Genomic DNA, 23430 nt, shown 5'->3' on the forward strand with positions numbered 1-23430 from the left:
GGCAAGAATGGATCTGCGTGAGTCCGCGGCGCACCGCGAGCTGCGCGCGGAGCTGAGGGCGTACTTCGCGGGCCTGCTGCCCGCGGACGTCCGGCGCCGCGCCGGCGAGCAGGGCGTCGGCGGCGACCGGTTCCGCGAGATCGTCAAGATGCTCGGCAACGACGGCTGGCTCGGCTACGGCTGGCCCGAGGAGTACGGCGGGCAGGGCAGGTCGGTCGCCGAGCAGTACGTGTTCTTCGACGAGGTGCAGCGGGCCGGGCTGCCGTTCCCGTTCGTCACGGTCAACACGGTCGGCCCCACCCTGATGCGGTTCGGGACGGACGAGCAGAAGAAGCGGTTCCTGCCCGGCATCCTCTCCGGGGACATCGTCTTCGCGATCGGCTACACCGAGCCCGACGCCGGCACCGACCTCGCCTCGCTGCGCACGAAGGCCGTCCGGGACGGCGACGCGTTCGTCGTCGACGGCGGCAAGGTCTTCACCAGCGGCGCCAACACCGCCGACCACATCTGGCTCGCCGCCCGGACGAACCCTGACGCCCCCAAGCACAAGGGCATCTCGATCCTCATCGTCCCGACCGACGCCGACGGGTTCTCCTGGAGCCCGATCCGGACGGTCGGCGGGATGATCGTCACCTCGACGTACTACCACGGCGTCCGGGTGCCGGCGTCCTCGGTCGTCGGCGACGTCGACGGCGGCTGGCGCCTGATCACCACCCAGCTCAACCACGAGCGCATCGGGCTCGCCGCGCTCGGCGGCCGGATGATCCGGCTGTGGGAGGACGTCCGCGACTGGGCCCGCGAGAACGGCGTGATCGACCTGCCCTGGGTGCGCGCCGACCTCGCCCGCACGTACGCGCGGCTGGAGGCGATGCGGCTGATGAACTGGAAGATGACGATGGCCGTCGAGGCGGGGACGCTGACGGGCGCGCAGGCCGGGGCCGCCAAGTCCTACGGGACCGAGACGCACATCGCCGTCCAGCGGACGCTGACCGGCGTGCTCGGCGCGGCCGGGCGGATCCGCCCCGAGTCGCCGGGCGCGGTGCTGTACGGGCAGATCGAGCAGCTGTCCCGGCAGGGCATCGTCAACACGTTCGGCGGCGGTGTCAACGAGGTGCTGCGCGACATGGTCGCCGTCCAGGGGCTGGGCCTGCCGAGGTCGAGGCGGTCATGAGCGGCTACGAGGAACGGCTCCAGGCCTGGGTCGGGCGCTCCCTGGGCGTCCGGCGGACCGCGCCGGACCCGGTGAACGTCCCGATGATCCGGCACTGGGTCGAGGCGATGGACGACGCCAACCCCGTCTACCTGGACGACGCCGCCGCGCGGGCCACCGGCCGCGACGGCATCGTCGCGCCGGCGTCGATGATGCAGGCGTGGACGATGCGCGGCTACGCGGCGTCCGTCCGCGAGGACCCGGCGGGGCCGGACGAGCTGACCGACCTGCTCGCCGAAGGCGGGTACACCTCCGTCGTCGCCACCGACTCGGAGTTCGAGTTCCACCGCGAGCTGGTGCCGGGCGACCGCGTCAGCGTCGATGAGACCGTCGAGTCGATCTCCCCGGAGAAGAAGACGGCGCTGGGCGCGGGACGCTTCGTCAGCACGATCAAGACGTACCGGGACGCGTCCGGCGAGGTCGTCGCGACGCAGCGGTGGCGCCTCCTGCGGTTCCGCCCGGCGGACAAGCCGGCCCCGAAGCCGCTGCGCCCGCGCCCGGCGATCAACCCCGACAACGCGTTCTGGTTCGAGGCGGCCCGCGAGCACCGGCTCGTGATCCAGCGCTGCGCCGACTGCAAGTCGCTGCGGCACCCGCCCGGGCCGTGCTGCCCGCAGTGCGGCTCGTTCGCGTGGGACACCGTGGAGGCGTCGGGCGAGGGCCAAGTCCACAGCTACGTGGTCAACCACCACCCGCGCCACCCGGCGTTCGACTACCCGCTGGTCGTCGCGGTGATCGAGCTGGCCGAGGGCACCCGCCTGATCACGAACATGACGGGGGTCGCGCCGGAGGACGTCGAGGTCGGCATGCCCGTCGTCCTCGACTGGATCGACCCGGACCCCGACCTGTCCCTGCCGGCGTTCCGCCCGGCCGGCACCAAGGAGCGCTAATGGACTTCACGCTGGGCGAGGAGCTGGAGGCGGTCAGGGATCTGGCCCGCCAGGTCTTCACCGACCGGGCCACCCAGGAGCGGATCAAGGCCGCCGAGGAGTCCGTGAACGGGTTCGACGAGGACCTGTGGAAGGAGCTAGGCGAGACCGGCCTGCTGGGCGTCGCGCTCCCGGAGCCGCTCGGCGGGGCCGGAATCGGGGCGGCGGGCCTGGCCGTCCTGCTGGAGGAGCAGGGCCGCACCGTCGCGCCCGTCCCGATCTGGCCCGCCGTCGTGGCCGCGCTGACGATCGCCACGCACGGAACGGCCGCGCAGCGGGAGATGCTGCCGGACGTCCTGGACGGGACGGCCCGGCCGACCGTCGCGCTGGAGGAGTTCGGCGCCGCGGACCCCGCCTCTCCCGGGTGCGCCGCCGTCCGCGACGGCGACGGCTGGCGGCTGACCGGCACGAAGGCCGCCGTCCCGACACCGTTCGGCGCCCGGCACGTCCTCGTGTCGGCCTCGTCCCCGGGCGGCCCCGGCCTCTTCCTGGCCGAGGCCTCCGCCGCCGGGACGTCCTGGGAGCGCGCCGAGACCACCGGCCGCGACGCCGCGGGCCACCTGACGCTCGACGGGACGCCCGCGCAGGCCCTCAATCCTGGCGCACTGGACACCGCCCTTCAGCTCGCCCGCGTCTCGCTCGCCGCCCTCCAGGTCGGCGTGGCCGACGGCGCGCTGCGCACGGCCGCCGAGTACCTCGCCGGCCGCGAGCAGTTCGGCCGCCCGCTCGCCGCGTTCCAGGCCGTGCAGCACCAGCTCGCCGACTGCTACATCGAGATCGACGCGCTGCGCGTCTGCCTCATGCACGCGCTCTCGCTGATCGCCGCCGGGGAGGACGCCGGGACGGCCGTCCTGGTCGCCAAGTGGTGGTCGGACGAGGGCGGGCTGAACGTCGTCCACCGCGTCCAGCACCTGCACGGCGGCATCGGCGTGGACGTCGACTACCCGGTGCACCGCCACTTCCTGTGGGGCAAGCAGATCTCCGGGACGCTCGGCGGCGCGTCGTTCGACCTCGACCTGCTGGGAGCCGCCCTGTGAGCACGAGCACCGTGAAGCTCTTCGAGGACGTGGCGGTCGGCGAGGAGCTCCCCGAGCTGAGCGTCCCGCTGACCCGCACGATGATCGTCGCGACCGCGCTGGCGAGCCGCGACTACCAGGACGTCCACCACGACCCGGCGCTCGCGGTCGAGCGCGGGTCCAAGGACGTCTTCATGAACATCCTGACCACGAACGGGCTCGTCGACCGGTTCGTCACCGGCTGGGCCGGGCCGGCCGCCGTGGTGAAGGCCATCAGGATCAGGCTGGGCGCGCCGAACTACCCGGGCGACACGATGGTCCTGACCGGCACCGTCTCGGCCAAGGACGCCGAGGACCGCCGCGTCGAGATCGCGGTGCGCGGCGTCAACGCGCTCGGCCCGCACGTCACCGGCACGGTCGTGGTCGAGCTGCCCGCCGTCGCGACGCGGGGGAGCGGGGCATGAGCGTGCTGCCAGGGGCGGCGGCGATCGCCGGGATCGGCGCCACCGAGTTCTCCAAGGAGTCCGGCCGCAGCGAGCTGCGGCTGGCCTGCGAGGCGGTGCTCGCCGCCATCACCGACGCGGGGCTCCAGCCGTCCGACGTGGACGGCATGGTGACCTTCACCGCCGACACCAGCTCCGAGATCCACATCGCCCGGAACCTCGGCATCGGCGAGCTGACGTTCTTCTCCCGGATCGGGCACGGCGGCGGCGCCGCCTGCGGCACCGTCCAGCAGGCCGCGATGGCCGTCGCGACCGGCGTCGCCGACGTCGTCGTCTGCTACCGGGCGTTCAACGAGCGCTCCGGCACCCGCTACGGCCTCGGCCAGGCGGACCGGCCGATGGACGTCAGCGCCGACAGCGCCGCGTACGCGTGGATGAACCCGTTCGGGCTCTCGACCCCCGCCCAGTGGGTCGCGATGTTCGCCCGCCGCTACATGTACGAGTACGGCGCGACCAGCGAGGACTTCGGCCGCATCGCCGTCGTCGACCGCAGGCGCGCGGCGACCAACCCGGCCGCGTGGTTCCACGGCCGCCCGATCACGCTGGAGGACCACCAGGCGTCCCGCTGGATCGCCGAGCCCCTGCGCCTCCTGGACTGCTGCCAGGAGAGCGACGGCGGCCAGGCCCTCGTCGTCGTGTCGGCCGAACGCGCCCGCGACCTCCCGCAGCGCCCGGCCGTGATCTGGGGCGCGGCCCAGGGGTCCGGCAACGACCAGCACATGATGACCAGCTACTACCGCTCCGAGATCACCGGCATCCCGGAGATGGGCCTGGTCGGGCGGCAGCTCTACGCCCAGTCGCGGCTCACCCCGGCCGACGTCCAGGCCGCGATCCTCTACGACCACTTCACGCCGCTGGTGCTGCCGCAGCTCGAAGAGCTGGGCTTCTGCGCCAAGGGCGAGGGCAAGGACTTCGTCGCGGACGGCAACCTCGAACTCGGCGGGCGGCTCCCTTTCAACACCCACGGCGGCCAGCTCGGGGAGGCGTACATCCACGGCATGAACGGCATCGCGGAGGGCGTCCGGCTGGTGCGCGGCACGTCGGTGAACCAGCCGGGCGACGTCCACAACGTCCTGGTCACCGCCGGAACCGGCGTCCCGACCAGTGGCCTGATCTTGGGAGCCGACCAATGACCGAAAGCGAATGGCGCGGCCGGGAACTCGGCACGAGAACGGTCGCCTACGACGACACCCGGCCCATGCTCTACGCCCTCGCGGTCGGGGCACGCGCCACCGACCTCGACCTGGTCTTCGAGGAGCGGCTCCGCGTCCTCCCGACGTTCGCGCTGACGCTCGGCCAGTGGGCCCCGGACGCCCTGGGGACGGCCGGCGCGTTCGACGTCCGGACGACGATCCACGGGACGCAGCGCCTCCGCGTCCTGAAGCCCCTCCCGCGTTCGGGGGCCGTCGAGACGACCGCCCGCGTCGCCGACGTCTGGGACAAGGGCTCCGCGGCCGTCTTCGACCTCACCGTGGAGAGCGAGTACTTCGAGGCCACCTGGTCGCTGTTCGCCCCCGGTCGCGGCGGCTTCGGCGGCGAGCGCGGGCCGTCGGCGCGCCGCCGTCCCGAGAAGGATCCGGACGGTGCCGCGACCGTGCGGACGTCCCCGAACCAGGCGGCCCTCTACCGGCTGCTCGGCGACCGCCACCACCTGCACATCGACCCGGAGGCGGCGAAGACCGCCGGGATGCCGCGCCCCGTCATGCACGGCCTGTGCACGCTGGGGGCGGTCACCCTGCCGCTGGCGGAGTCCCTCGGCGTCCACCCGGCCGAGCTGCGGGAACTGGAGGGCCGCTTCGCCGCCCCGGTCTTCCCCGGCGACGAACTCCACGTGGAGACCTGGCAGGACGGCGGAGGGGTCCTCTTCGAGGCGGCCGTGGACGGCACGACGGTCCTGTCCGCCGGCCGCGCCCGGTTCGCGTGACCCGCCGCCCGGGCCTCAGAGGTCGTTGCCGGCGTAGGAGAGGTTGAAGCTCTTGTTGGCCAGCGGGAAGTCGGGGACGATCGTGTCCCGGAGCGCGACGGGCAGCGCCGGCCAGTTGAAGAACGACGGATCCACGACCTTGACCCGCGTCAGCCGGCGGTCGGCGGTGACCTCCACCCGGTGGACGATCCGGCCGCGCCAGCCCTCCACGATGCCGGCGCCGCTCGCCGGTCCGGTGAGCGGGCGGCGGGGCGGCCAGCCGGTGGCGGCGCCGGGGTACCAGCCGGGGGCGAGCCCGTCCACGAGGGCGGCGATGACGTCGATGGACGTCTCGATCTCCCGGGCGCGGACGAGGAACCGCGCCATCACGTCACCACCGGTCTCGGTGTGGACGGCCAGGGTGCCGCCGAGGTCCGCGTACGCGTCGGTGAAGGGATGGTCCCTGCGGGCGTCGGCGTCGATGCCGCTCGCGCGGGCGACGTAGCCGAGCGTGCCGAGGCCGGCCGCCTCCCGGCGGTCCAGCACGGCCGTCCCGGTGAACCGGTCGCGGACGATGGTGCGCGACAGGGCGAGGCCGGCCAGGTCGCGGACCTCGCCGCCGAGGTCGCGGAGCCGCCCGGGGGCGGGCAGGGCGCGCAGCGCCGCGCCGCCGAGCACGATCCCGCCGCGCAGCAGCCGGTGCCCGGTCAGCTCCTCGTTGAGCCGGAGGAGCATCTCGCGGAGGCGCAGCGCGTGGGCGTGCAGCACGGAGTGGCCGACGTCGTTGCAGAGCGCCCCGAGGTCGGCGACGTGGTTGTGCAGCCGTTCCAGTTCCAGCAGGACCGCCCGGATCCGCTGCGCCTCCGGCGGGACGAGGCAGCCCGTCGCGTCCTCGACGGCCAGGCAGTACGCCAGGGCGTGACCGACGGCGGTGTCGCCGCTGATCCGCTCGGCCAGCGCGAGCTTGTCGGCGGGGTGGGCGCCCTGGAACAGCCTCTCGGTGCCCTTGTGGGTGAACCACAGCCGCGCCTTGAGCTTCAGGATGGTCTCGCCCACGACCGAGAACCGGAAGTGGCCGGGCTCGATCACCCCCGCGTGGATCGGCCCGACCGGGATCTCGTAGACGCCCGGCCCCTCGACCGTGAGGAACGGGTACGGCTCGGGGTCGCCGAACGGCGGGGGCGGGTCGGCGGCGTCGGCGCGCATCGGGTACCAGCCGCGCGGCCAGTGCGGGTGCCGGACGAGGCGGCGCGGCAGCGGATGGCCGGCCGGGGTGATCCCGAACAGGTCGTGCATCTCGCGCTCGAACCGGCCCGCCGGGAAGCTCAGCGCGGCGAGGGACGGCACGGCGGGCGGGTCCCCGTCCGGCCGGACGACGAGTTCGACCCGCGCGTCGGACCCCGCCTCGACCAGCAGGTAGACGACGCGGAGCGTCCCGTCCGGGTCGTGGTGGGCGGCGGCGGAGGCGAGCCCGTACCCGGCGTCACGCAGCGCCGCGAAACGTCCGGGCAGGTCGGCGGTGGCGGTGTCGGCGCTGAGCCGCTTCCAGCCCGCGGGACGTGCGGAGCCGAGCAGGTCGTCGATCATGTCAGGGTGCTCCCACGGCTGCGGCGGCGGCGGTCAGCAGGGCGTTCAGCGGCCCGAGCGCCAGGCCCAGCGCGGCGCACGCGACGAGCCCGGTCACGAGCGGGGCGAGCGCGGCGGGACGGGCCCTGATGGCGGATGGGGCGGCGGGCGCGGCGCCGTCCGGGGCGGGCGCGGCGCCGAGGATCATGGCGGCGCCGTGCTTCGCCAGCGCGGCGGCGATGACCAGGACCAGCGCGAACGCCGCGGCGGCGGCCCAGCCGAGGCCCGCGCCGAAGGCGGCGCGGGCGATGCCGATCTCGGAGGCGAAGAGGCTGAACGGCGGCAGGCCGAGCAGCGCCGCCAGCCCGAGGCCGAACGCGGCGGCGAGCGCCGGCCAGCGGGCCGCGAGCCCGCGCGCGCCGGCGATCCGGCTCGTCCCGGTGGCGGCGAGGATGTGGCCGGCGCCGCAGAACAGCACCGCCTTGCCGAGGCCGTGGCCGAGCAGGTGCAGCAGGACGGCGCTGGTCGCGAGCGGGCCGCCCGCGGCGGCGCCGAGCGCGGCGAGGCCCATGTGCTCGATGGAGGAGTAGGCCAGCATCCGCTTGTAGTCGCGCTGCCCGATCAGCAGCGCGGCGGCGACGGCCAGCGAGAGCAGCGCGGCGGCCACCAGCAGCGCCCGCATGTAGCCGGGGCCGAGCGCGGCGTCGGCGATGGCCTTGTACCGCAGGATCTGGGTGAAGGCGACGGCGAGCAGCACCCCGGACATGAGCGCGGACACGGGCGCGGGCGCCTGGCTGTGCGCGTCGGGCAGCCAGGCGTGCATCGGCGCGAGCCCCGCCTTGGTGCCGAAGCCGAGGACGGCGAGTGCGGCGGCCAGGCGCAGCACGTCGTGGTCGAGGCGGGCCGCGTCCTGGCTCAGCGCGCTCCAGTCCAGGGCGGCGGACCCCTCCGCGCCCGCGTGCAGGGACGCGATGTTGAGGCAGACGGTGGCGAGGAACGCCAGCGCGATGCCGACCGAGCACAGCACCATGTACTTCCAGGCCGCCTCCGCGCCGGCCCGGTCGCGGCGGTGGCCGACGAGGAACGCGGTGACGATGGTGGTGGCCTCCAGGGCCACCCACACCAGGCCGAGGTTGTCGGCGAGGACGGCCGCGGCCATCGCGGCGAGGAACAGCTGCACCAGGACGAGATGCCGCCGGACGGCGGCCGGGTCGCCGCCGGGCGCGAGGTCGTGGGCGGCGGACCAGGTGGCGATGACGGCGACCGCGCCGATCACCAGCACCATGAACGCCGACAGCCCGTCGGCGCGCAGCGGCCCGGAGGCGAGCGGTCCGTCCTGGACGACGGCGGTGCCGAGCGCGATCCCGGCGGCGAGCTGGGCGAGTGCGGACGCCGTGCTCGACCACCGGGCGGCCCGGGCGACCCACGCCGTCCGGCGGGGGTGCCCGGCGAGCGCGCAGAGGGCGGCCACGGCCACCGGGACGGCGATCGGGGCGTACAGGACAGGGGTCATGAGTCGCGCAGCTCCCGCAGCTCGTCGAGGTCGGCCACGCCGTGCGCGGTCCGCAGCCGGGTGGTGAGGACCTGGAGGACGAGGACGGCCAGCAGCACGTCCAGCGACACCCCGAGCTCCACGATGAGCGGCACCCCGGAGGTGGCCAGGAACGCGGTGGCGGCGATGCCGTTGTCGACCAGCAGGAACCCCGTGATCTGCGACAGCGCGCGGCGGCGGGTCGCCAGGGCGAAGAACCCGATCAGCATGACGGCGAGGCCGGCGGGCGCGGCCCGCCCGCCCGCCGGGTCCGCGAGCCGCACCAGCGGCTGCGCGGCGGCGTAGGCGAGCAGGACCAGACCGGCGGCGGCCAGCAGCGAGGCGGCCACGTTCACCAGCGGCGCGGTCTCGCGGGGCCGCCCGTCGCCGGCGAGCGTCCGGCGCAGCAGGCGCGGCACCACGACGGCCTTCAGGGTCGCGACGACGACGGCGACGGCGGCGAGTTCGGCGTCGCGCTCGTGGGCGGCCAGCAGCGCGACCATCGCGGCGAGCGCGGCGCCCTGCGCGGCGAGCAGCCGGATCAGCGCGGTCAGCTCCCGCCGCCACAGCACCCCGACGGCGGTCAGCAGGAAGGCGCCGGCCGCGAGGTCGAGGAGCTGTTCGAACAGTGCCTGGTTCACGGGGATCGGTTCTCCGGTCAGACGAGCATGAAGGAGGCCATGACGGCCAGGAGGGCGAGCACGAACGACCCGGCCAGCAGCTCCGGGACGCGGAACAGCCGCACCTTGGCCAGCCACACCTCGGCGGCGGCGAGGCCGGCGGCCAGCAGGCCCGTTTTCGCGGCGAACGCGGCGGTGGCCGTGAGGAGCGCGAGGGGTCCGGTGCCGGTGGCGACGCCCCACGGCAGGAACAGGGTGGCGAGCAGGCCGAGCAGCAGCGTCGTGCGGGCGGCGGCCGCCCACTCCACGAGCGCGAGGTCCCGTCCGGAGTACTCCAGGGTCATCGCCTCGTGGACCATGGTCAGCTCCAGGTGCGTGGCGGGGTTGTCGACGGGCAGCCGGCCCGCCTCGGCGAGCACCGCGATGGCGAGCGCGGCGGCGGCCAGCGCCCCGGCGGGGGAGACGACCCGGGACGGGTCGTGCACGCCGGCCTCCACGATCGCGCCGAGGTTGGTCGTCCCCGCGCGGACCGACAGCGCGAGCACCGACAGCAGGAGAGTGGGCTCGACCAGCGCGGCGATGGTCATCTCGCGGCTGGCGCCCATCCCGCCGAACGCCGTCCCGGTGTCCAGCCCGGCGAGCGCGAGCGCGACGGTGCCGAGGAGCAGCAGCCCGACGACCGCGATCAGGTCGATGGAGCCGTCCAGCGGGGTGCGGGTGGACACCAGCGGGATCACCGCCGCGGCCAGCAGGCTCGTCGCGGCGAGGACGGGCGGCGCGGCGGTGAAGAAGACCCCGGAGCCGGGCGGGCTGATCGGCTCCCGGCGGGCGAGTTTGCGCAGGTCGCGCCACGGCTGCAGGACGCCCGCGCCCGCCCGCCCTTCGAGCCGGGCCCGCACCTGCCGCATCAGCCCGATCAGCAGCGGCGCCCCGGCCGCCACCAGGATCACCTGGAGCGCGAGCGCGACCGTGCCTGTCATCGGGCCTGTCATCGGACCACCCCCGCCGCCAGCACGACCAGCAGTGCGGTGAACATGTAGACGAGGTAGCGGTGGACGCTCCCGGTCGCGAGCCCCCGGGCCGCGACCCCGCACGCGCGGACGAACCGGAGGAGCGGCCGGTACAGGTGCGCCTCGATCCGGTCGGGGACGGCCCTCCTGTAGCCGACGCTCTTCACCAGGTAGTCCGATTCGACATGGTGGGTGACGTCGATGTCCTGCTCGGGGCGCATCACGTCGTCGAACACCCGCTGCAGGGGTTCCGCGAAGCTCGTCGCCGTGTACTCCATCCGGGCCGTCAGGCCTTCGTAGCCGCAGTCCCACGCCCGCCCGGCCGCCCGCCGCCGCGCGCCGAGCAGCCGCGCGCCGGTCGCGATCGCGGCGACCAGCACGGCGAGGGCCACCGCGATCCAGGCCGGGCCGAGCGTGCCCTCGACGCCGTCCAGCCGCAGCGTCGTACCGGAGCCGTCCAGCGGGTCCCCCATGCCGAGCGTCCCGCCGATCCGTTCGAGGGCGGGACCCGTCAGGGCGGGTGCGACCGCCAGGACGGCGCACGCGGCGGCGGCCAGGCCCATCCCGGCGAGCATCGGCGCCGGGGCCTCCCGGGCGGACGCGGCGGCCTCGCCGCGCGGCTTGGCGAGGAACCCGGTGCCGAGCGCCTTGACGAACGTCGCCACCGCGAGCCCCGCCGACAGCGCGACGACCGCGACCGCGACGGGCGCCGCGATCATCACCACGAGATGCCGTCCGGACAGCCCGCCCAGCAGGGACTGCAGCAGCAGCCACTCCGACACGAAGCCGTTGCCGGGCGGGAGCGCCGCCGCGGCGAGCGCCCCGGCGGCGAACAGGCCCGTGGTGGCGGGCATCCGCGCCGACAGCCCGCCGAGCCGGTCCAGGTCGCGCTCCCCGGTGCCGTGCACGACCGACCCGGCCGAGGTGAACAGCAGCGTCTTGAACGCGGCGTGGTTGAGGGCGTGCAGGAGCCCCGCACCGAGCGCGACGCCCGCGAGCGCCGGGAGGTCCAGCGCCGCGAACGTCCCGCAGGCGGCGACGCCGAGGACGATCAGCCCGGCGTTCTCGCAGGTCGAGTAGGCGAGCAGCCGTTTCAGGTCGGAGGCCAGGACGGCCTGGAGGATGCCGTAGAGGGCCGACACGGACGCGAGCGCGCCGAGGACGAGCCACCACCAGACGGGACCGCCGCCGAGCAGGTCGAGCCCGACGCGGACCAGCCCGTACACGCCGAGCTTCACCATCGCCGCGCTCATCAGCGCGGAGACGTGGCTCGGCGCCTCGCCGTGCGCCTTCGGCAGCCAGGGATGCAGCGGCACCAGCCCGGCCTTGGACGCGAACCCGGCGGCGGCCAGGAGGAACACCCCGGCCCGGACCGGTTCCGGCAGGTCCGGCGCGGCGGCGCGGATCGCGGCGAAGGACTCCCCGCCGCAGGCCGCCGCCAGCCACGCGAGACCGATCAGGATCGCGACGAACCCGGCGTGCGTCATCGCCGCGTACCAGACGCCCGCGCTCCGCACCGACGGCCTCGCGCGATGCTCGGCCACCACCAGGACGAGGGACGCGACCGCCATCAGCTCCCAGAGCCACAGGAACGTCGACACGCTCGCCGCCAGCGGCACCGCGGCCATGGCGGCGGTGAACAGGGGCAGCACGGCGAGCTGGCCGCGCGAGGACGTCCCGTGCCCGCCCGTCCCGGCGTAGCCCGCGGTGTAGACGCCCACGGCCGCGGTGACCGCCCCGACGAGCAGCAGGAACCAGCCGGCGAGCGGGTCGGCGGCCAGCCGGGCGCCCGCGAGCGGAAGCACGTCCGGCCACCATGCCGTCCAGGACCGTCCGGCCAGCGCCGCCGCCCCGGCGACGGCGCCCGCGGTGCCGGACAGCGCCACGGCCGCGCCCACCAGCCGGGCGCGGACGGTCCGCGGCGCCATCGCGGCGAGGACGCCGGCGGCCGTGCAGGACGCCGACACCGCCAGCGCGATCGGGACGGGGTTCAGGGCCGCGCTCACCGGCCGGTCAGGCCGCGCAGCGCGGCGATGATCCGGTCCGGCGGGGGCGGGCAGCCCGGCACCTCGGCGTCGACCGGGAGCACGTCCCCGACCGCGCCCTGGACGCCGGCCCCGCCCTTGAACACCCCGCAGTCACGCGCGCAGTCGCCGAGCGCGATCACCAGTCCCGGGCGGGGCATCGCGTCGTGGCAGGCCGTGAGTGCGTCGGCCATGTTCCGGGTCACGGGCCCGGTCACCATCAGCGCGTCGGCGTGCCGGGGCGAGGCGACCAGCCGGGCGCCGTACCGCTCCGCGTCGTAGACGGGGGAGAACGCCTGGCCGACCTCGATCTCGCAGCCGTTGCACGACCCGGCGTCCACATGCCGGACCTGTACCGAGCCGCCCAGCCGCCGGACGTCCCCGGGGACGGGCGAGGCGGGCGCGGGCGGTGCCTCCTCGGCGATCCGCCCCGCCGCCTTGATCCTGCTCAACAACCCCATCGCGCCCGCCGGCCCCCATACGTGATTCAGTACATTGACAGTTGCGAATATTAGCAAGTGCGCAGTAGTGCGACATCGGGCGCCTGCCGGGCGAGACGGGCGGTCCGGGTCAGCCGGCGGACGAGCGCAGGTCTTCCAGCAGCTCGGCCTGCCCGGACAGGACCCCGGTCAGGATCCGGCGGGCGACCGCCAGGAGCTCGGCGACATGCGGGCTGGTGAGGGAGTAGTACACGGCCGACCCCTCCTTGCGGGAGACGACCAGGTTCGCCCGGCGCAGCACGGCGAGCTGCTGGGACAGGTGCGCCGGCTCGATGCCGACCTCGGGCAGCATCTCCGAGACGGCGTGCTCGCGCTCGCTGAGCAGCTCCAGGACCCGGATCCGCGCGGGGTGGCCGAGCGTCTTGAAGAACTCGGCTTTCAGCTGGTACAGCGGGGTGCTCATGCCGGCCGACCCCCATCCGTCTGCTACTTCCGGCCGCCGCGGCGGAATCCCCGGGCGCTTGCCGATTTTAGCAATCCGTTGATCGCACCTCCCCTGCGAGCCTCTGGCAGCTTCCGACCAAGGGCGGGGGAGCGGCTGGGCAATCGGTGATATTTATCCGCTTTGCCGTAAATGTCACCGTCGCAGTGCCGCCGTTCCCGATCCCCCGCCGGGCGCCCCGCCCCGGCCGGGAACGGCCGCGGAAGGGCTCCCCCGATGCGACGCCTGCCGCTGTTCCTGCTCCCGGCCGCCCTGGGCGCGGCGCTGATCGGCGCCCTGGGCGCGCCGGCGTCCGCGACACCGCCGAACATCCCGTCCGCCGCCACGGCCGCGAGCCGCCTGGCCACCCTCACCGTCGCCGCCGAGTCGCACGCCGACTCCTACGACCGCGACCTGTTCCCGCACTGGATCACCATCTCCGGCGCGTGCAACACCCGCGAGACCGTCCTGAAACGGGACGGCACGAACGTCGTCACCAATTCGTCCTGCGCCGCGACGTCCGGCTCCTGGTACTCGCCCTTCGACGGCGCCACCTGGACCGCCGCGTCCGACCTGGACATCGACCACATGGTGCCGCTCGCCGAGGCGTGGGCGTCCGGCGCCTGGGCCTGGACGACGTCCCGCCGCCAGACCTACGCCAACGACCTCGGCGGGCCCGAGCTGTGGGCCGTCACCGACAACGTCAACCAGTCCAAGAGCGACAAGGACCCGGCCGAGTGGCAGCCGCCGCGCGCCGCGTTCCGCTGCACCTACGCCCGCGCGTGGATCCAGGTGAAGTGGTACTACGACCTCAGCGTCGACAGCGCGGAGAAGAGCGCCCTCACGTCAATGCTCAACACCTGCTGAGCCGTCAGCCGCCGGCCGCCCGGTGATCCGCCGGGCGGCCAGGTGCGCTCCGGCGACGCCGGCGGCGGCGAACGCCAGGCCCAGTGCCGCGTCCCGCGTCCGGGCGGGACGCAGCACGCCCCGGCGCCGCAGCCGGGCGCGGGCCCACACCGTGTACGGGACGACCACCAGGGCCGAGGTGACCGAGCCGGGCGTGTACCGCCGCAGCGCGGCGGCCTGCCCGAGATGGACCAGGCCGTGCAGCCCGAACCCGGCGAGCGCGGTCTGGTACGCGGCGGACCGTCCGCCGGTGCGCTGCCCGTCGACCGCCGCCCCGGCGACGAGCGCCCCCATCAGGGCGACGGCGACGGCGAACTCGCGCTCGTCGACCGACTCCATCCACCGCCACACGGCGTCGGGCGCCTGCGGGAACCGCTCGCGCAACTCGGGCAGGTGCGTCCGGATCCAGCGCGGCCCGGCCGCGATCTCCTCGGCGTCGTGTACCGCCCAGGCGATGAGCAGTCCGATCCCGGCATCTCGCATCACGCCGCCAGTCTGGCAGTTCGGTAACGGAACCGGAGAAGGTAAGTAGAGACTTGTTCTAGAGAAGCTCTCTGTAAATCACTACGATGCCCCGGTATGAGCGAGGTGCGGGTCGCCGTCACCGGCGGGAACCGGGGTGTGGGACGCGCGGTGGCGGGCGAGGCCGCCCGGCGGGGGCACCGGGTGGTGATCGTGGCGCGGCGGCCGGACGCGGGGGCGGCCGCCGCGAGGGAGATCGGCGCGGAGCTGGTCGTGGGCGACCTGTCGTCCGTGCGGGCCGTGCGGGAGCTGGCCGGTGAGCTGTCCGAGGTCGACGTGCTCGTCCACAACGCGGGCGTCTGGCCCAGCCGGCGCGTGCTCACCGAGGACGGGTTCGAGCAGGCGTTCTTCACCAACCATCTCGCGCCGTTCCTGCTGAACCGGCTGCTGGAGAAGCGGCTGCGGCGGGTGGTGCAGGTCAGCGCGGGCCTGTACGTCGCCGGGCGGGTGGACGCGGACAGGACGCCGACCGGGGACGACTTCCACGCCGTCCACACCTACGCGAACACCAAGCTGGCGAACCTGATGATGGTCCCGCTGTTCGCCGAGCGGTGGAAGGGCGCGGGGGTGACGATCGACGCGGTGCATCCCGGAGTGCTGCGGACGGATCTCGGCGCCCGGACGGGCCTCTTCGGGGCCATGCTGAAGACGGTCAAGTGGACGCTGAAGCCCGCCGCGAAGAGCGGGCCGCCCGTCGCGGACCTGATCACCGCGGAAGGGACGGGCCGGTACTTCAACGTGAGGAAGGAGACGCCGCTGAAGGCGAAGGCCCTCGACGCGCCCTTGGCGGCCAGGCTCTGGAGCGACGCCGAGAAAGTGCTCGATGTCGCCTAAGCACCGGGGCACGGACGAAACCGTCGCGCGGATCCTGGCCGAGGCGCTCCGGGTGCACGCCGGACGCGGGCACGAGGGCTTCACGATGAAGGCGGTCATCGCGGCCACCGGGATGAGCAGCGGCAGCCTCTACCACCATTTCGGCTCGTTCGACGGCCTCGCCGCCGCCCTCTACGCGCGCTGCATGGCCGAGTTGCTCGACGCACTCCTGGACGCGCTCGACGGGGTCACCGGCCCGCGGGCAGGCGTGGAGGCGGTGACGCGCGCGTACCTGCGGTTCACCCGGGAGCGCGGCGACGCCGCCAGGTTCATCCATGCGTCGGCGTACGCGGCGTTCCTGCCGGACCATACGGCGATGCTCGCGGAGTCGAAGGCGCCCCGCATCGCGCGCCTCACCGCGTGGATGGCCCCGCACGCGGCCGCCGGCCGCGTCGCCCGGCTGTCGCCGGTGATGACGGAGATGCTGCTCATCGGCCCCGTCGCCGAGACCGCGCGGCGCTGGCTGTCGGCGCCGGAGGCCGTCGATCTGGACGAGGCCGCGGCCGTCCTGCCGCCCCGGATCTGGCGCTCGCTCCAGCCGTGACGGCGCGCCGAGCCCGCGACCGCCATGGCGACGGCGGCCTTCCCGCGCGGCGCTACCGGTTCTCGGCGCGCCGCCACATCCGCAGGTACGCCTCGGCGCCGCTTGCCATGTCGTCGATGAGCCCCTGCCCGGCGACGGTGCGCATGTCGGCGAGCCAGTCCGGGACGAGCCCGTAGTTCGCGACGCCCTCGGTGTTGAGGTCCCAGGTGCGCAGCCCGGTGCGCTGGCGGTCGAGCGTCACCGACGGGTCGATCGGCGACGTGAACGGATAGCGCAGCGGGTTCGCGCCGTTGTTCTCGCGCGGCGGCGGAAGAGCGCCCATGCCGTTCGCGTCGAGCCCGTAGCCGTAGCCGAACAGGTAGCGGGGGTCGCGGTGCTCCTTGTTGCGCCTCCATTCCGCGGCGAACCGGTCAGCGGCGGTGCCGTAGCCGGTCACCATGCCGCCGAGCGCGTAGATGCGGCTCAGGTACGTCTCGTCCGTCCAGCTGTGGGACGAGATGACGCCGGAGTAGCGCGCGTCCTCCAGGAGGCCGAGGGTCGCGTCGGCGGCCTTGACGCTCATGTGGTCGACCTCGACGATCATGTGGCGCTCCATCATGCCCCGCACCATGTGCTCGCCGAGGGCGCTGAGCCCGTGGACGTTGCAGTGCGGGCCGCTCGGATACACCGGCAGCGTGATCCCCGCCAGGCCGAGCAGGCGCAGCAGCTCCGCGAACGTGTCGCCGAGCCCGCCCGCGGGCGCGATCGTGTTGTCGTGCGCGGCGCCGGTGCACCTCTCGACCTGCCAGAACCGTCCGGTTCCGAGGAAGTTGCCGACGTTGACGAACGCCCCTGTGGTTCCGCCGTCGAAGCGCACCCCGCACAACGCGTTGTCGTACTTGTGGCAGACGAACATGGAGGCGACGCCGAGATTCTGCATCTCGTCCAGCCCGCGGTCGATGTCCTGGCGCGTGCACTGCGGCTTCCCGCCGATCACGCGGCAGCCGAACGGCTCGGACGTCTCGACGCCGAGGACGACGGCGAGCTTCCCGTCCTCGATGACCTCACGGGCCTGCGCGGAGTCGCGCACGACCCGGAACCAGCCCTTGCCGGGGCCGCCGCTGCGCGCGTCGATGTACGCCTGCATCTCCTGGATCCGCCGCGCCTGGAGCCGGATGACGTCCATCTCGTCGCAGGCGTTCCCCTTCAGCGGGTAGATCTCGCAGAGCTGGCGGTTGGCCACCAGGTGGTTGACGAGGATGCGCTGCCCGGCGCGCCAGGACCGCTCCAGCCACGTGTGGTAGGCCTGCTGGTGGGTGCGCGAGTCCCAGGCCGGCCAGTCCTTGAACGTCGGCCAGCCGGTGGGGTCGTGGGTGCCGAACGGAGTGCCGTGCCTGGTGAAGTTCTCCCAGATGGCGAGCGCGCCGTTGCCCGCGTGGTCGGGGCAGTCGCGCAGGGCCGCCTGGATCCCGGCCGGGTCGAACGGCTTGCCGCACATCAGCCGTCCGCCGAAGGCCTCGTACGCCATCAGATGGGTGTGGGCGTCGAGGTAGCCGCGCACTTCCCCGGTCGCGGGCGCGCGTGCCGGCGCCGAAGCGCGGGCGGCGGGGGTCAGAATGGAGAAGAGGAGGGCGAGCGCGAGCGGCACGGACGCCGCGCGCCGGAGGGCATGGCCGAAGGACATCTGGCACCTCGGGGGGCAGGTGGGAGCGGTCCAGAAGCTGAGGGAGATATGCCCCGATCTGAGGAAGAATGAACTTTTCTCACGTTAATTGCAGCGGACGATCCGGCTCCCGTCGGCGCGAGTGATCGTCGGGCACGGCGCGGGCCCGCGCGTGGTCGGCGGCGGCGCGGGCGTGGAGGTCACCGGTGCGGGCCCGGAGCCGCCGAGAACGGTGACCGCCGGCAGCGAGCCCTCCACGTAGGCGCCCACGGAGGCGGCGGAGTGCCGCTTCCCGCCCTCGCTCTGGATGTTCGTGACCGCCAGCGGGACGAACGGCGACACCAGGTACCGGCCCGGCCGCACGGTTCCGGCCGGGACGGTCGCCGTGTGAACGAGCGTCACCCTGGTGATCGTCTGGCCACCGGGCTGAGGGTCCGACTGATCGCCGGTCAGCTCCATCCGGCTGACGATGACCGTGCCGTCGCCCTCCGGCAGCTTTCCGGGAGCCGCCGGCGGCGTCGGCCAGAAGCTCATGCGCGTGTCCGTGTTGCGGTCTTCCCCCACGAAGAAGATGAGCCAGCCCGGGGCCGCGTGGGTGACCGTCACGGTGATCTTGAGGGTGGCTCCCGGGGCCACGTTCGCCGGTTCGACCGTGAGGTCGTAGGCCGCGGTCGGGTTGGCGCCGGCGCCCAGCGGCCCGGGATTGCGGAAGCCGACGCGCAACCGGCCGGTCGCCTGCCCCCCGGCGGTGGCGGTCGCCGTGGGGCTGCCGCCGCCGCCCGCGCGGGTGCTGGGACTGACCTCCGTGGAGGTGCCCGATCGCCGGTCCGCGATGACGAACCCGCCGGCGATGGCCGCCGCGGCGCCGATCGCGGCTGCCGCGGCGATGACGGTCTTGGTGCCGCCCGCCCGCTTGAAGAACCCGCGTCCGGGGCGCGCGACCGCGTCGGCGGCGTGCGAGGCCGCGCTCTGCTGGAGGGGGACCGAGCCGGGGGCCGCCGTGGCGGGCATCGTGCCCTCGGCCGCGAACGAGCCCAGCATCGCGAGCGGGACGGCGGACGCGAGCGCGGCCACCGCCGCGGCCAGTGCCCGGACGCCCCGCCGTTCCCAGTCCGGGCCGTAGGCGGCGACGGCGTGCCGCTCCAGCTCGGCGACGAACTCGCCGGCGTTCCACAGCCGCCGGCCGGGGTCCTTGGCCAGGCCGCGTGCCAGCAGCGGGCGCAGCGGCTCCGGCGCGTCCTGGAACGGGACGGGGGCGTTGAGGTGCTGCGTCATGAGCTGGGCGATGGTGCCGCCGCGGTACGGCTTCGCGCCGGTGAGGCACTCGTAAAAGACGCAGCTCGCGGCGTAGAGGTCGGTGGCGGGGGAGGCCGGGCCGCCCTGCCACTGCTCCGGCGCCATGTAGGCGGGCGTGCCCGCGCGGGAGCCCTGGCCCGTCAGGACGGCGATGCCGAAGTCGATGAGCTTGCTGGCGCCGTCCGGCTGGACGACCACGTTCGCCGGCTTGTAGTCACGGTGCACCACCCCGACGGCATGCGCCGCGGCCAGGCCCAGCAGCGAGCCCTTGAGGACGGTCAGCGCCGCCTCGGGAGCCAGCCCTTGGCCGTCCTGCTGGTCCAGGACCTCGCGCAGTGACGCGCCCGCGACGGCCTCCATGACGATCGCGGCGCCCTGCGGATTCTCCACGTACTGGTATAAGCGGGCCACGTTCGGGTCGCCGACCCGGGCGAGCGTCTCGGCCTCGCGCCGGAAGACCGCGAGGCTCCGCTCGTCCGCCAGCAGCGCGGGCGCCAGGTACTTGATCGCGACCCGCGCGTTCCCGGCGCCGTGCGGGACGGCGAGCACCACGCGCCCCTGTGCCCCCGCGCCCAGCTCCCTGACCTCGTCGAACCCGTCGACCCGCCACCCGTTCACTGGCACCTCCGGCCCCCGCGCCGCGGTCCTGTGTTGCACAACCCCCTAGAAAGTAAAGGCGCGGGCATCGAAAATCCACGGGGTTATCGGCCTTCGCCCGCGAGACCGTGTACCGGTCACCGGGACCGTCCGGCCCGGCGCCGGTGCGGATCGGGATGATGGGCTCTCATGAGCGAGCTGACGATTCCGGGTTTGCTGGCGCGCGCGGCGGAGGAGTTTCCCGACGCGGAGGCGGTCGTGGACGGGGACGTCCGGGTCACCTACGCGCGGCTGCGGGAGCGCGTCCGCGAGGCGGCGGGCGCGTTCATCGGCGCCGGGGTCGCGCCGGGGGACCGGATCGCGATCTGGGCGCCCAACGGACTGTCCTGGATCGTCACCGTGCTCGGCGCCATGGGCGCGGGCGCGACGCTCGTGCCGCTCAACACGCGCTTCAAGGGGGACGAGGCCCGCTGGCCGCTCTCCAAGGCCGAGGTGAAGGTCCTCTTCGTCGAGGACGGCTTCCTCGGCATCGACTATCCCGGCATGCTCGGCCTGGACGAGGCCGGTGCGGTCCCCGGGCTGCCCGCGCTGGAGACGGTCGTCACGTTCAACGGGGCGGCGCGTCCGGGGGTCGTCACCTGGGACGAGTTCGCGGGCAAAGCCGTGTCCGGCGAGGAGGCCGACGCGCGGGCCGCGGCCGTCCGGCCGGGCGACATCGCCGACATCCTGTTCACGTCCGGAACGACGGGCAAGCCCAAGGGCGTCATGTGCACGCACGAGCAGAACGTCCGCACCTACGAGGCGTGGACGGGCCGCACGGGCGTGAAGGCCGGCGACCGGTACCTCATCGTCAACCCGATGTTCCACTCGTTCGGCTACAAGGCGGGCGTGCTCGCGTGCGTGCTGAAGGGCGCCACGATGGTCCTGCAGCGCACGTTCGACGTCCCGGAGACGCTGCGGCTGATCGAGCAGGAGAAGGTCACCGTCCTGCCGGGCCCGCCGACCATCTACACCTCGCTGCTGGACGCCCCGGGCCGGGACGAGCACGACCTCTCCTCGCTCCGGCTGGCCGTGACGGGCGCGGCGGACGTGCCGGTCGCGCTCGTCCGGCGCATCAGGGCCGAGCTGTTCCCGCAGGTCGTGACCGCGTACGGGCTGACCGAGTCGTCCGGCACGGTGACCGCGTGCTCGGTGGACGACGATGACGAGACGATCGCGACCACCTGCGGCCGGGCCATCGCCGACGTCGAGGTCGCCATCGTCGGCGCCGCGGGCGAGCCCGTGCCGCCGGGGACGGACGGCGAGGTCATGGTCCGCGGCTACAACGTGATGAAGGGCTACCTGGGCGACCCCGAGGAGACCGCGCGGACGATCCGCGACGGGTGGCTCGACACCGGTGACCGCGGGCGCCTGGACGAGCGCGGCAACCTCACCATCACCGGCCGGACGAAGGAGATGTTCGTCGTCGGCGGCTTCAACGTGTACCCGGCCGAGGTCGAGGACGTCCTCGCCCGCCACGACGCCGTCGCCGAGTCGGGCGTGGTCGGCGTGCCGGACGCGCGCATGGGCGAGGTCGGGCGCGCCCACGTGCGGCTGCGCCCCGGACGGGAGGCGACGGCGGACGAGCTGATCGCGCACTGCCGCGAGCGGCTCGCGAACTTCAAGGTCCCCCGGGAGGTCGTCTTCGTGGACGACCTCCCGAAGACCGCGTCCGGCAAGGTCCGCCGCGTCGACCTCAAAGCGCGGACATGACCCGCGCCCGGTGCCCGGCGACCGTCCCCCAGGCCGAGTACAGGGCGCGCGCCTTGCGGATCCACAGCGACGGGTCGTACTCGTCGGTGTAGCCGATCGCGCCGTGCACCTGGAGCGCGGTCTTGGCCAGCCCGTAGCACGCCTCGGACGCGGCCACCTTCGCGGCGGACACGTCCCGCGCGAAATCGGGCGTCCCGTAGGACAGCGCCGCCCCGTAGACGAGCGGGCGGGCGAACTCCAGCTTGACCATCGCGTCCGCCAGGTGGTGCTTGACGGCCTGGTACTCGCCGATCGGGCGCCCGAACTGCCGCCGCGTCCTGGCGTACTCCACGGACACGTCCAGCAGCGCCTGCCCGAGCCCGATCTGCTGGGCCGCGCACAGCAGCGCGCCGAGGTCGGTGAACCCCGCGCCGCCGGGCACCCGGAACAGCCGCCGCGCCGGGTCGAGCGAGGCGACCGGCTCCCCGGCGGCCTCGCGCCCGGCGCCGTCGGCGGTGAGCACCAGGTCGGCGACGTCGGCGTCCAGCGCGTGCGGGACGGCGAGCGACACGATCGCGTCGCCCTCCGCGATCCGGGACGGCCACGGCGTCCCGGCCAGCAGCTCGGCCGCGGCGAGCGTCTCGACGTAGGGCCCCGGCGCGGCGGCGCGCCCCAGCTCCTCCATCGCGACGGCCAGCTCGACCGGCAGCGGCCCGGCGCCGCCGGCCTCCTCCGGCACGCCCACCGCGAACACCCCGGCCTCCGCCACCGCCGACCACAGCGCCCGTCCCGGCCCGTGGTCGCCGGCCGCCCACGCGCGGGCGGCCCGCGCGGTCCCGGCGCCGGCCAGCAGCTTGCGCAGCGTCTCGCCGAACATCCGCTGCTCGGCGTCCAGGACGAACCTCACCGCGACCCCCTCGGCAGGCCGAGCAGCCGCTCGGCGATCACGTTGCGCTGGATCTCGTTGGTGCCCGCGTAGATCGGCCCGGCGAGGGAGAACACGTAGTTCTCCAGCCACTCCGACTCCAGCTCGCCGTCCGGGCCGAGCAGGTCGAGGGCCGTCTCGTGCAGCGCCACGTCCAGCTCCGACCAGAACACCTTGTTCAGGCTGGACTCGGCCCCGATGTCGTCGCTGCGCGAGATCGTCTCGAAGCCCTTGAGCCGGTACGCCCGCGACCTGATCCACACGTCCGCGACCCGGTCCCGCAGGGCCGTGTCGGACGGGTCGCCGCGCTCCTTCCACAGCTCCACGAGCCGTTCCGCCGCGGCCGTGAACCGTCCGGGGCTGCGCAGGGTGAGGCCGCGCTCGTTGCCGGCCGTGGCCATCGCGACGCGCCATCCGTCCCCGGCGGTCCCGATGACGTCCTCGTCCGGGACGAACACCCGGTCGAGGAACAGCTCTGCGAACGCGGGCTTGCCGTCCAGCCGCCCGATCGGGCGGACGGTGACGCCCTCCGCGTCCAGCGGGAACATGAGGTACGTCAGGCCCTTGTGCCGCGCCGACTCCGGATCCGACCGGAACAGCCCGAACCCGCGGTCGGCGAAGGCGGCACGGGAGCTCCACGTCTTCTGGCCGTCCAGCAGCCAGCCGCCGTCCGTGCGCGTCGCGGTCGACCGCAGCGCGGCGAGGTCGCTGCCCGCGCCCGGCTCCGACCACGCCTGCGCCCAGATCACCTCGCCGGCCGCCATCGGCGGCAGGATCCGGGCGAGCTGCCCGGGGGTGCCGTGCTTCATCAGCGTCGGCGCCAGCAGGTTGATGCCGTTCTGGCTGACCCGGCCCGGCGCGCCGGCCGCGTAGTACTCCTCCTCGAAGATCAGCCACTGGAGGACGGAGGCGCCGCGCCCGCCGTACTCCTCGGGCCACGAGACCACCCCGAGCCGGGCGCCGCCGAGCGTCCGCTCCCACTCCCGATGGGCCGCGAACCCCGCCTCGGTCTCCAGCGAGGGCAGCGGCTCCGCCGGGACGTGCCCGCGCAGCCACTCCCGCACCTCGGCGCGGAACGCCTCGTCCGCCGCCCCGACCTCAAGATCCATGCGATGCCGCCTCGGCCGCCATTGTCGCCACCCCATTTTCTAACAACTGTTT

At 74.3% G+C, this 23430-nt stretch carries 22 protein-coding genes; 10 read left to right on the forward strand and 12 right to left on the reverse strand.

Annotated features, from left to right (window positions below; translation table 11 throughout):
• Window positions 1-7: 7 nt before the first annotated feature.
• Genes BM339_RS29700 through BM339_RS29725 form a run of 6 tightly spaced genes read left to right on the forward strand, consistent with a single transcriptional unit; the run spans window position 8 to window position 5582 of the window.
• On the forward strand, window positions 8-1171 hold the full coding sequence (locus tag BM339_RS29700; protein WP_021595384.1) for an acyl-CoA dehydrogenase family protein: 1164 nt from the start codon (window positions 8-10) through the stop codon (window positions 1169-1171).
• Window positions 1168-2100, forward strand: a complete 933-nt coding sequence (locus tag BM339_RS29705) for a bifunctional MaoC family dehydratase N-terminal/OB-fold nucleic acid binding domain-containing protein (RefSeq protein ID WP_075022996.1) — start codon at window positions 1168-1170, stop codon at window positions 2098-2100. The genes BM339_RS29700 and BM339_RS29705 overlap by 4 nt, the downstream gene beginning before the upstream one ends.
• A complete protein-coding gene (locus BM339_RS29710; RefSeq protein ID WP_075022997.1) occupies window positions 2100-3176 on the forward strand; it encodes an acyl-CoA dehydrogenase family protein in 1077 nt (358 codons plus the stop codon). Before BM339_RS29705 ends, BM339_RS29710 begins: the two co-directional genes overlap by 1 nt.
• A complete protein-coding gene (locus BM339_RS29715) occupies window positions 3173-3619 on the forward strand; it encodes a MaoC family dehydratase (RefSeq protein WP_021595381.1) in 447 nt (148 codons plus the stop codon). The genes BM339_RS29710 and BM339_RS29715 overlap by 4 nt, the downstream gene beginning before the upstream one ends.
• Complete coding sequence (locus tag BM339_RS29720; protein ID WP_021595380.1) at window positions 3616-4791, forward strand: lipid-transfer protein; 1176 nt, start codon at window positions 3616-3618, stop codon at window positions 4789-4791. The genes BM339_RS29715 and BM339_RS29720 overlap by 4 nt, the downstream gene beginning before the upstream one ends.
• A complete protein-coding gene (locus BM339_RS29725; RefSeq protein ID WP_075022998.1) occupies window positions 4788-5582 on the forward strand; it encodes a MaoC/PaaZ C-terminal domain-containing protein in 795 nt (264 codons plus the stop codon). Before BM339_RS29720 ends, BM339_RS29725 begins: the two co-directional genes overlap by 4 nt.
• 15 nt (window positions 5583-5597) lie before the next feature.
• Here the strand turns inward: BM339_RS29725 and BM339_RS29730 are convergent, their stop codons facing one another.
• The 7 genes from BM339_RS29730 to BM339_RS29760 all read right to left on the reverse strand — a co-directional run bounded on the left by BM339_RS29730 (window position 5598) and on the right by BM339_RS29760 (window position 13215).
• Window positions 5598-7148, reverse strand: coding sequence for a hydrogenase large subunit (locus BM339_RS29730; RefSeq protein ID WP_083598080.1), 1551 nt, complete (start codon window positions 7146-7148; stop codon window positions 5598-5600).
• Window position 7149: 1 nt separating this feature from the next.
• On the reverse strand, window positions 7150-8640 hold the full coding sequence (locus BM339_RS29735) for a proton-conducting transporter transmembrane domain-containing protein (RefSeq protein WP_075022999.1): 1491 nt from the start codon (window positions 8638-8640) through the stop codon (window positions 7150-7152).
• Window positions 8637-9299, reverse strand: a complete 663-nt coding sequence (locus tag BM339_RS29740) for a hypothetical protein (protein ID WP_021600052.1) — start codon at window positions 9297-9299, stop codon at window positions 8637-8639. The genes BM339_RS29735 and BM339_RS29740 overlap by 4 nt, the downstream gene beginning before the upstream one ends.
• A 17-nt stretch (window positions 9300-9316) precedes the next feature.
• Window positions 9317-10258 (reverse strand): respiratory chain complex I subunit 1 family protein, encoded by a 942-nt coding sequence (locus tag BM339_RS29745; RefSeq protein ID WP_021600051.1) that lies wholly within the window; start codon window positions 10256-10258, stop codon window positions 9317-9319.
• Between the two features lie 8 nt (window positions 10259-10266).
• The gene (locus BM339_RS29750; RefSeq protein ID WP_256255512.1) at window positions 10267-12294 is read right to left on the reverse strand and encodes a proton-conducting transporter transmembrane domain-containing protein; all 2028 of its coding nucleotides are present in this window, start codon (window positions 12292-12294) and stop codon (window positions 10267-10269) included.
• Window positions 12291-12773 (reverse strand): NADH-quinone oxidoreductase subunit B family protein, encoded by a 483-nt coding sequence (locus BM339_RS29755; protein ID WP_075023000.1) that lies wholly within the window; start codon window positions 12771-12773, stop codon window positions 12291-12293. Before BM339_RS29755 ends, BM339_RS29750 begins: the two co-directional genes overlap by 4 nt.
• Window positions 12774-12882: 109 nt before the next feature.
• On the reverse strand, window positions 12883-13215 hold the full coding sequence (locus tag BM339_RS29760; RefSeq protein WP_021599418.1) for an ArsR/SmtB family transcription factor: 333 nt from the start codon (window positions 13213-13215) through the stop codon (window positions 12883-12885).
• A gap of 255 nt (window positions 13216-13470) precedes the next feature.
• Between BM339_RS29760 and BM339_RS29765 the strand changes: the two genes are divergently transcribed.
• Window positions 13471-14100, forward strand: a complete 630-nt coding sequence (locus tag BM339_RS29765) for an HNH endonuclease family protein (protein WP_021599417.1) — start codon at window positions 13471-13473, stop codon at window positions 14098-14100.
• On the opposite strand, the gene BM339_RS29770 is transcribed toward BM339_RS29765, so the two are convergent.
• Window positions 14080-14622, reverse strand: coding sequence for an HXXEE domain-containing protein (locus BM339_RS29770; protein WP_075023001.1), 543 nt, complete (start codon window positions 14620-14622; stop codon window positions 14080-14082). The two genes, BM339_RS29765 and BM339_RS29770, sit on opposite strands and share 21 nt — an antisense overlap.
• Before the next feature lie 96 nt (window positions 14623-14718).
• Here BM339_RS29770 and BM339_RS29775 point away from each other — a divergent pair, with 96 nt between their 5' ends.
• Both BM339_RS29775 and BM339_RS29780 read left to right on the forward strand, forming a co-directional pair.
• Window positions 14719-15495, forward strand: coding sequence for an SDR family NAD(P)-dependent oxidoreductase (locus BM339_RS29775; protein WP_075023002.1), 777 nt, complete (start codon window positions 14719-14721; stop codon window positions 15493-15495).
• A complete protein-coding gene (locus BM339_RS29780; protein ID WP_075023003.1) occupies window positions 15485-16078 on the forward strand; it encodes a TetR/AcrR family transcriptional regulator in 594 nt (197 codons plus the stop codon). Before BM339_RS29775 ends, BM339_RS29780 begins: the two co-directional genes overlap by 11 nt.
• 52 nt (window positions 16079-16130) lie before the next feature.
• Here BM339_RS29780 and BM339_RS29785 read toward each other — a convergent pair whose 3' ends face one another.
• Window positions 16131-17741 (reverse strand): amidohydrolase family protein, encoded by a 1611-nt coding sequence (locus BM339_RS29785; RefSeq protein WP_075023004.1) that lies wholly within the window; start codon window positions 17739-17741, stop codon window positions 16131-16133.
• A gap of 84 nt (window positions 17742-17825) precedes the next feature.
• A complete protein-coding gene (locus BM339_RS29790; RefSeq protein ID WP_075023005.1) occupies window positions 17826-19634 on the reverse strand; it encodes a serine/threonine-protein kinase in 1809 nt (602 codons plus the stop codon).
• Between the two features lie 168 nt (window positions 19635-19802).
• Here BM339_RS29790 and BM339_RS29795 point away from each other — a divergent pair, with 168 nt between their 5' ends.
• Window positions 19803-21365, forward strand: a complete 1563-nt coding sequence (locus tag BM339_RS29795) for a FadD3 family acyl-CoA ligase (protein WP_075023006.1) — start codon at window positions 19803-19805, stop codon at window positions 21363-21365.
• Here the strand turns inward: BM339_RS29795 and BM339_RS29800 are convergent.
• Window positions 21349-22251, reverse strand: a complete 903-nt coding sequence (locus BM339_RS29800) for an acyl-CoA dehydrogenase family protein (RefSeq protein WP_075023007.1) — start codon at window positions 22249-22251, stop codon at window positions 21349-21351. The genes BM339_RS29795 and BM339_RS29800 overlap by 17 nt on opposite strands.
• Window positions 22248-23378, reverse strand: coding sequence for an acyl-CoA dehydrogenase family protein (locus tag BM339_RS29805; RefSeq protein ID WP_021600282.1), 1131 nt, complete (start codon window positions 23376-23378; stop codon window positions 22248-22250). The genes BM339_RS29800 and BM339_RS29805 overlap by 4 nt, the downstream gene beginning before the upstream one ends.
• Between the last annotated feature and the right edge of the window lie 52 nt (window positions 23379-23430).

The organism is Actinomadura madurae (assembly GCF_900115095.1).
GTDB classification, from domain to species: Bacteria; Actinomycetota; Actinomycetes; order Streptosporangiales; family Streptosporangiaceae; genus Spirillospora; species Spirillospora madurae.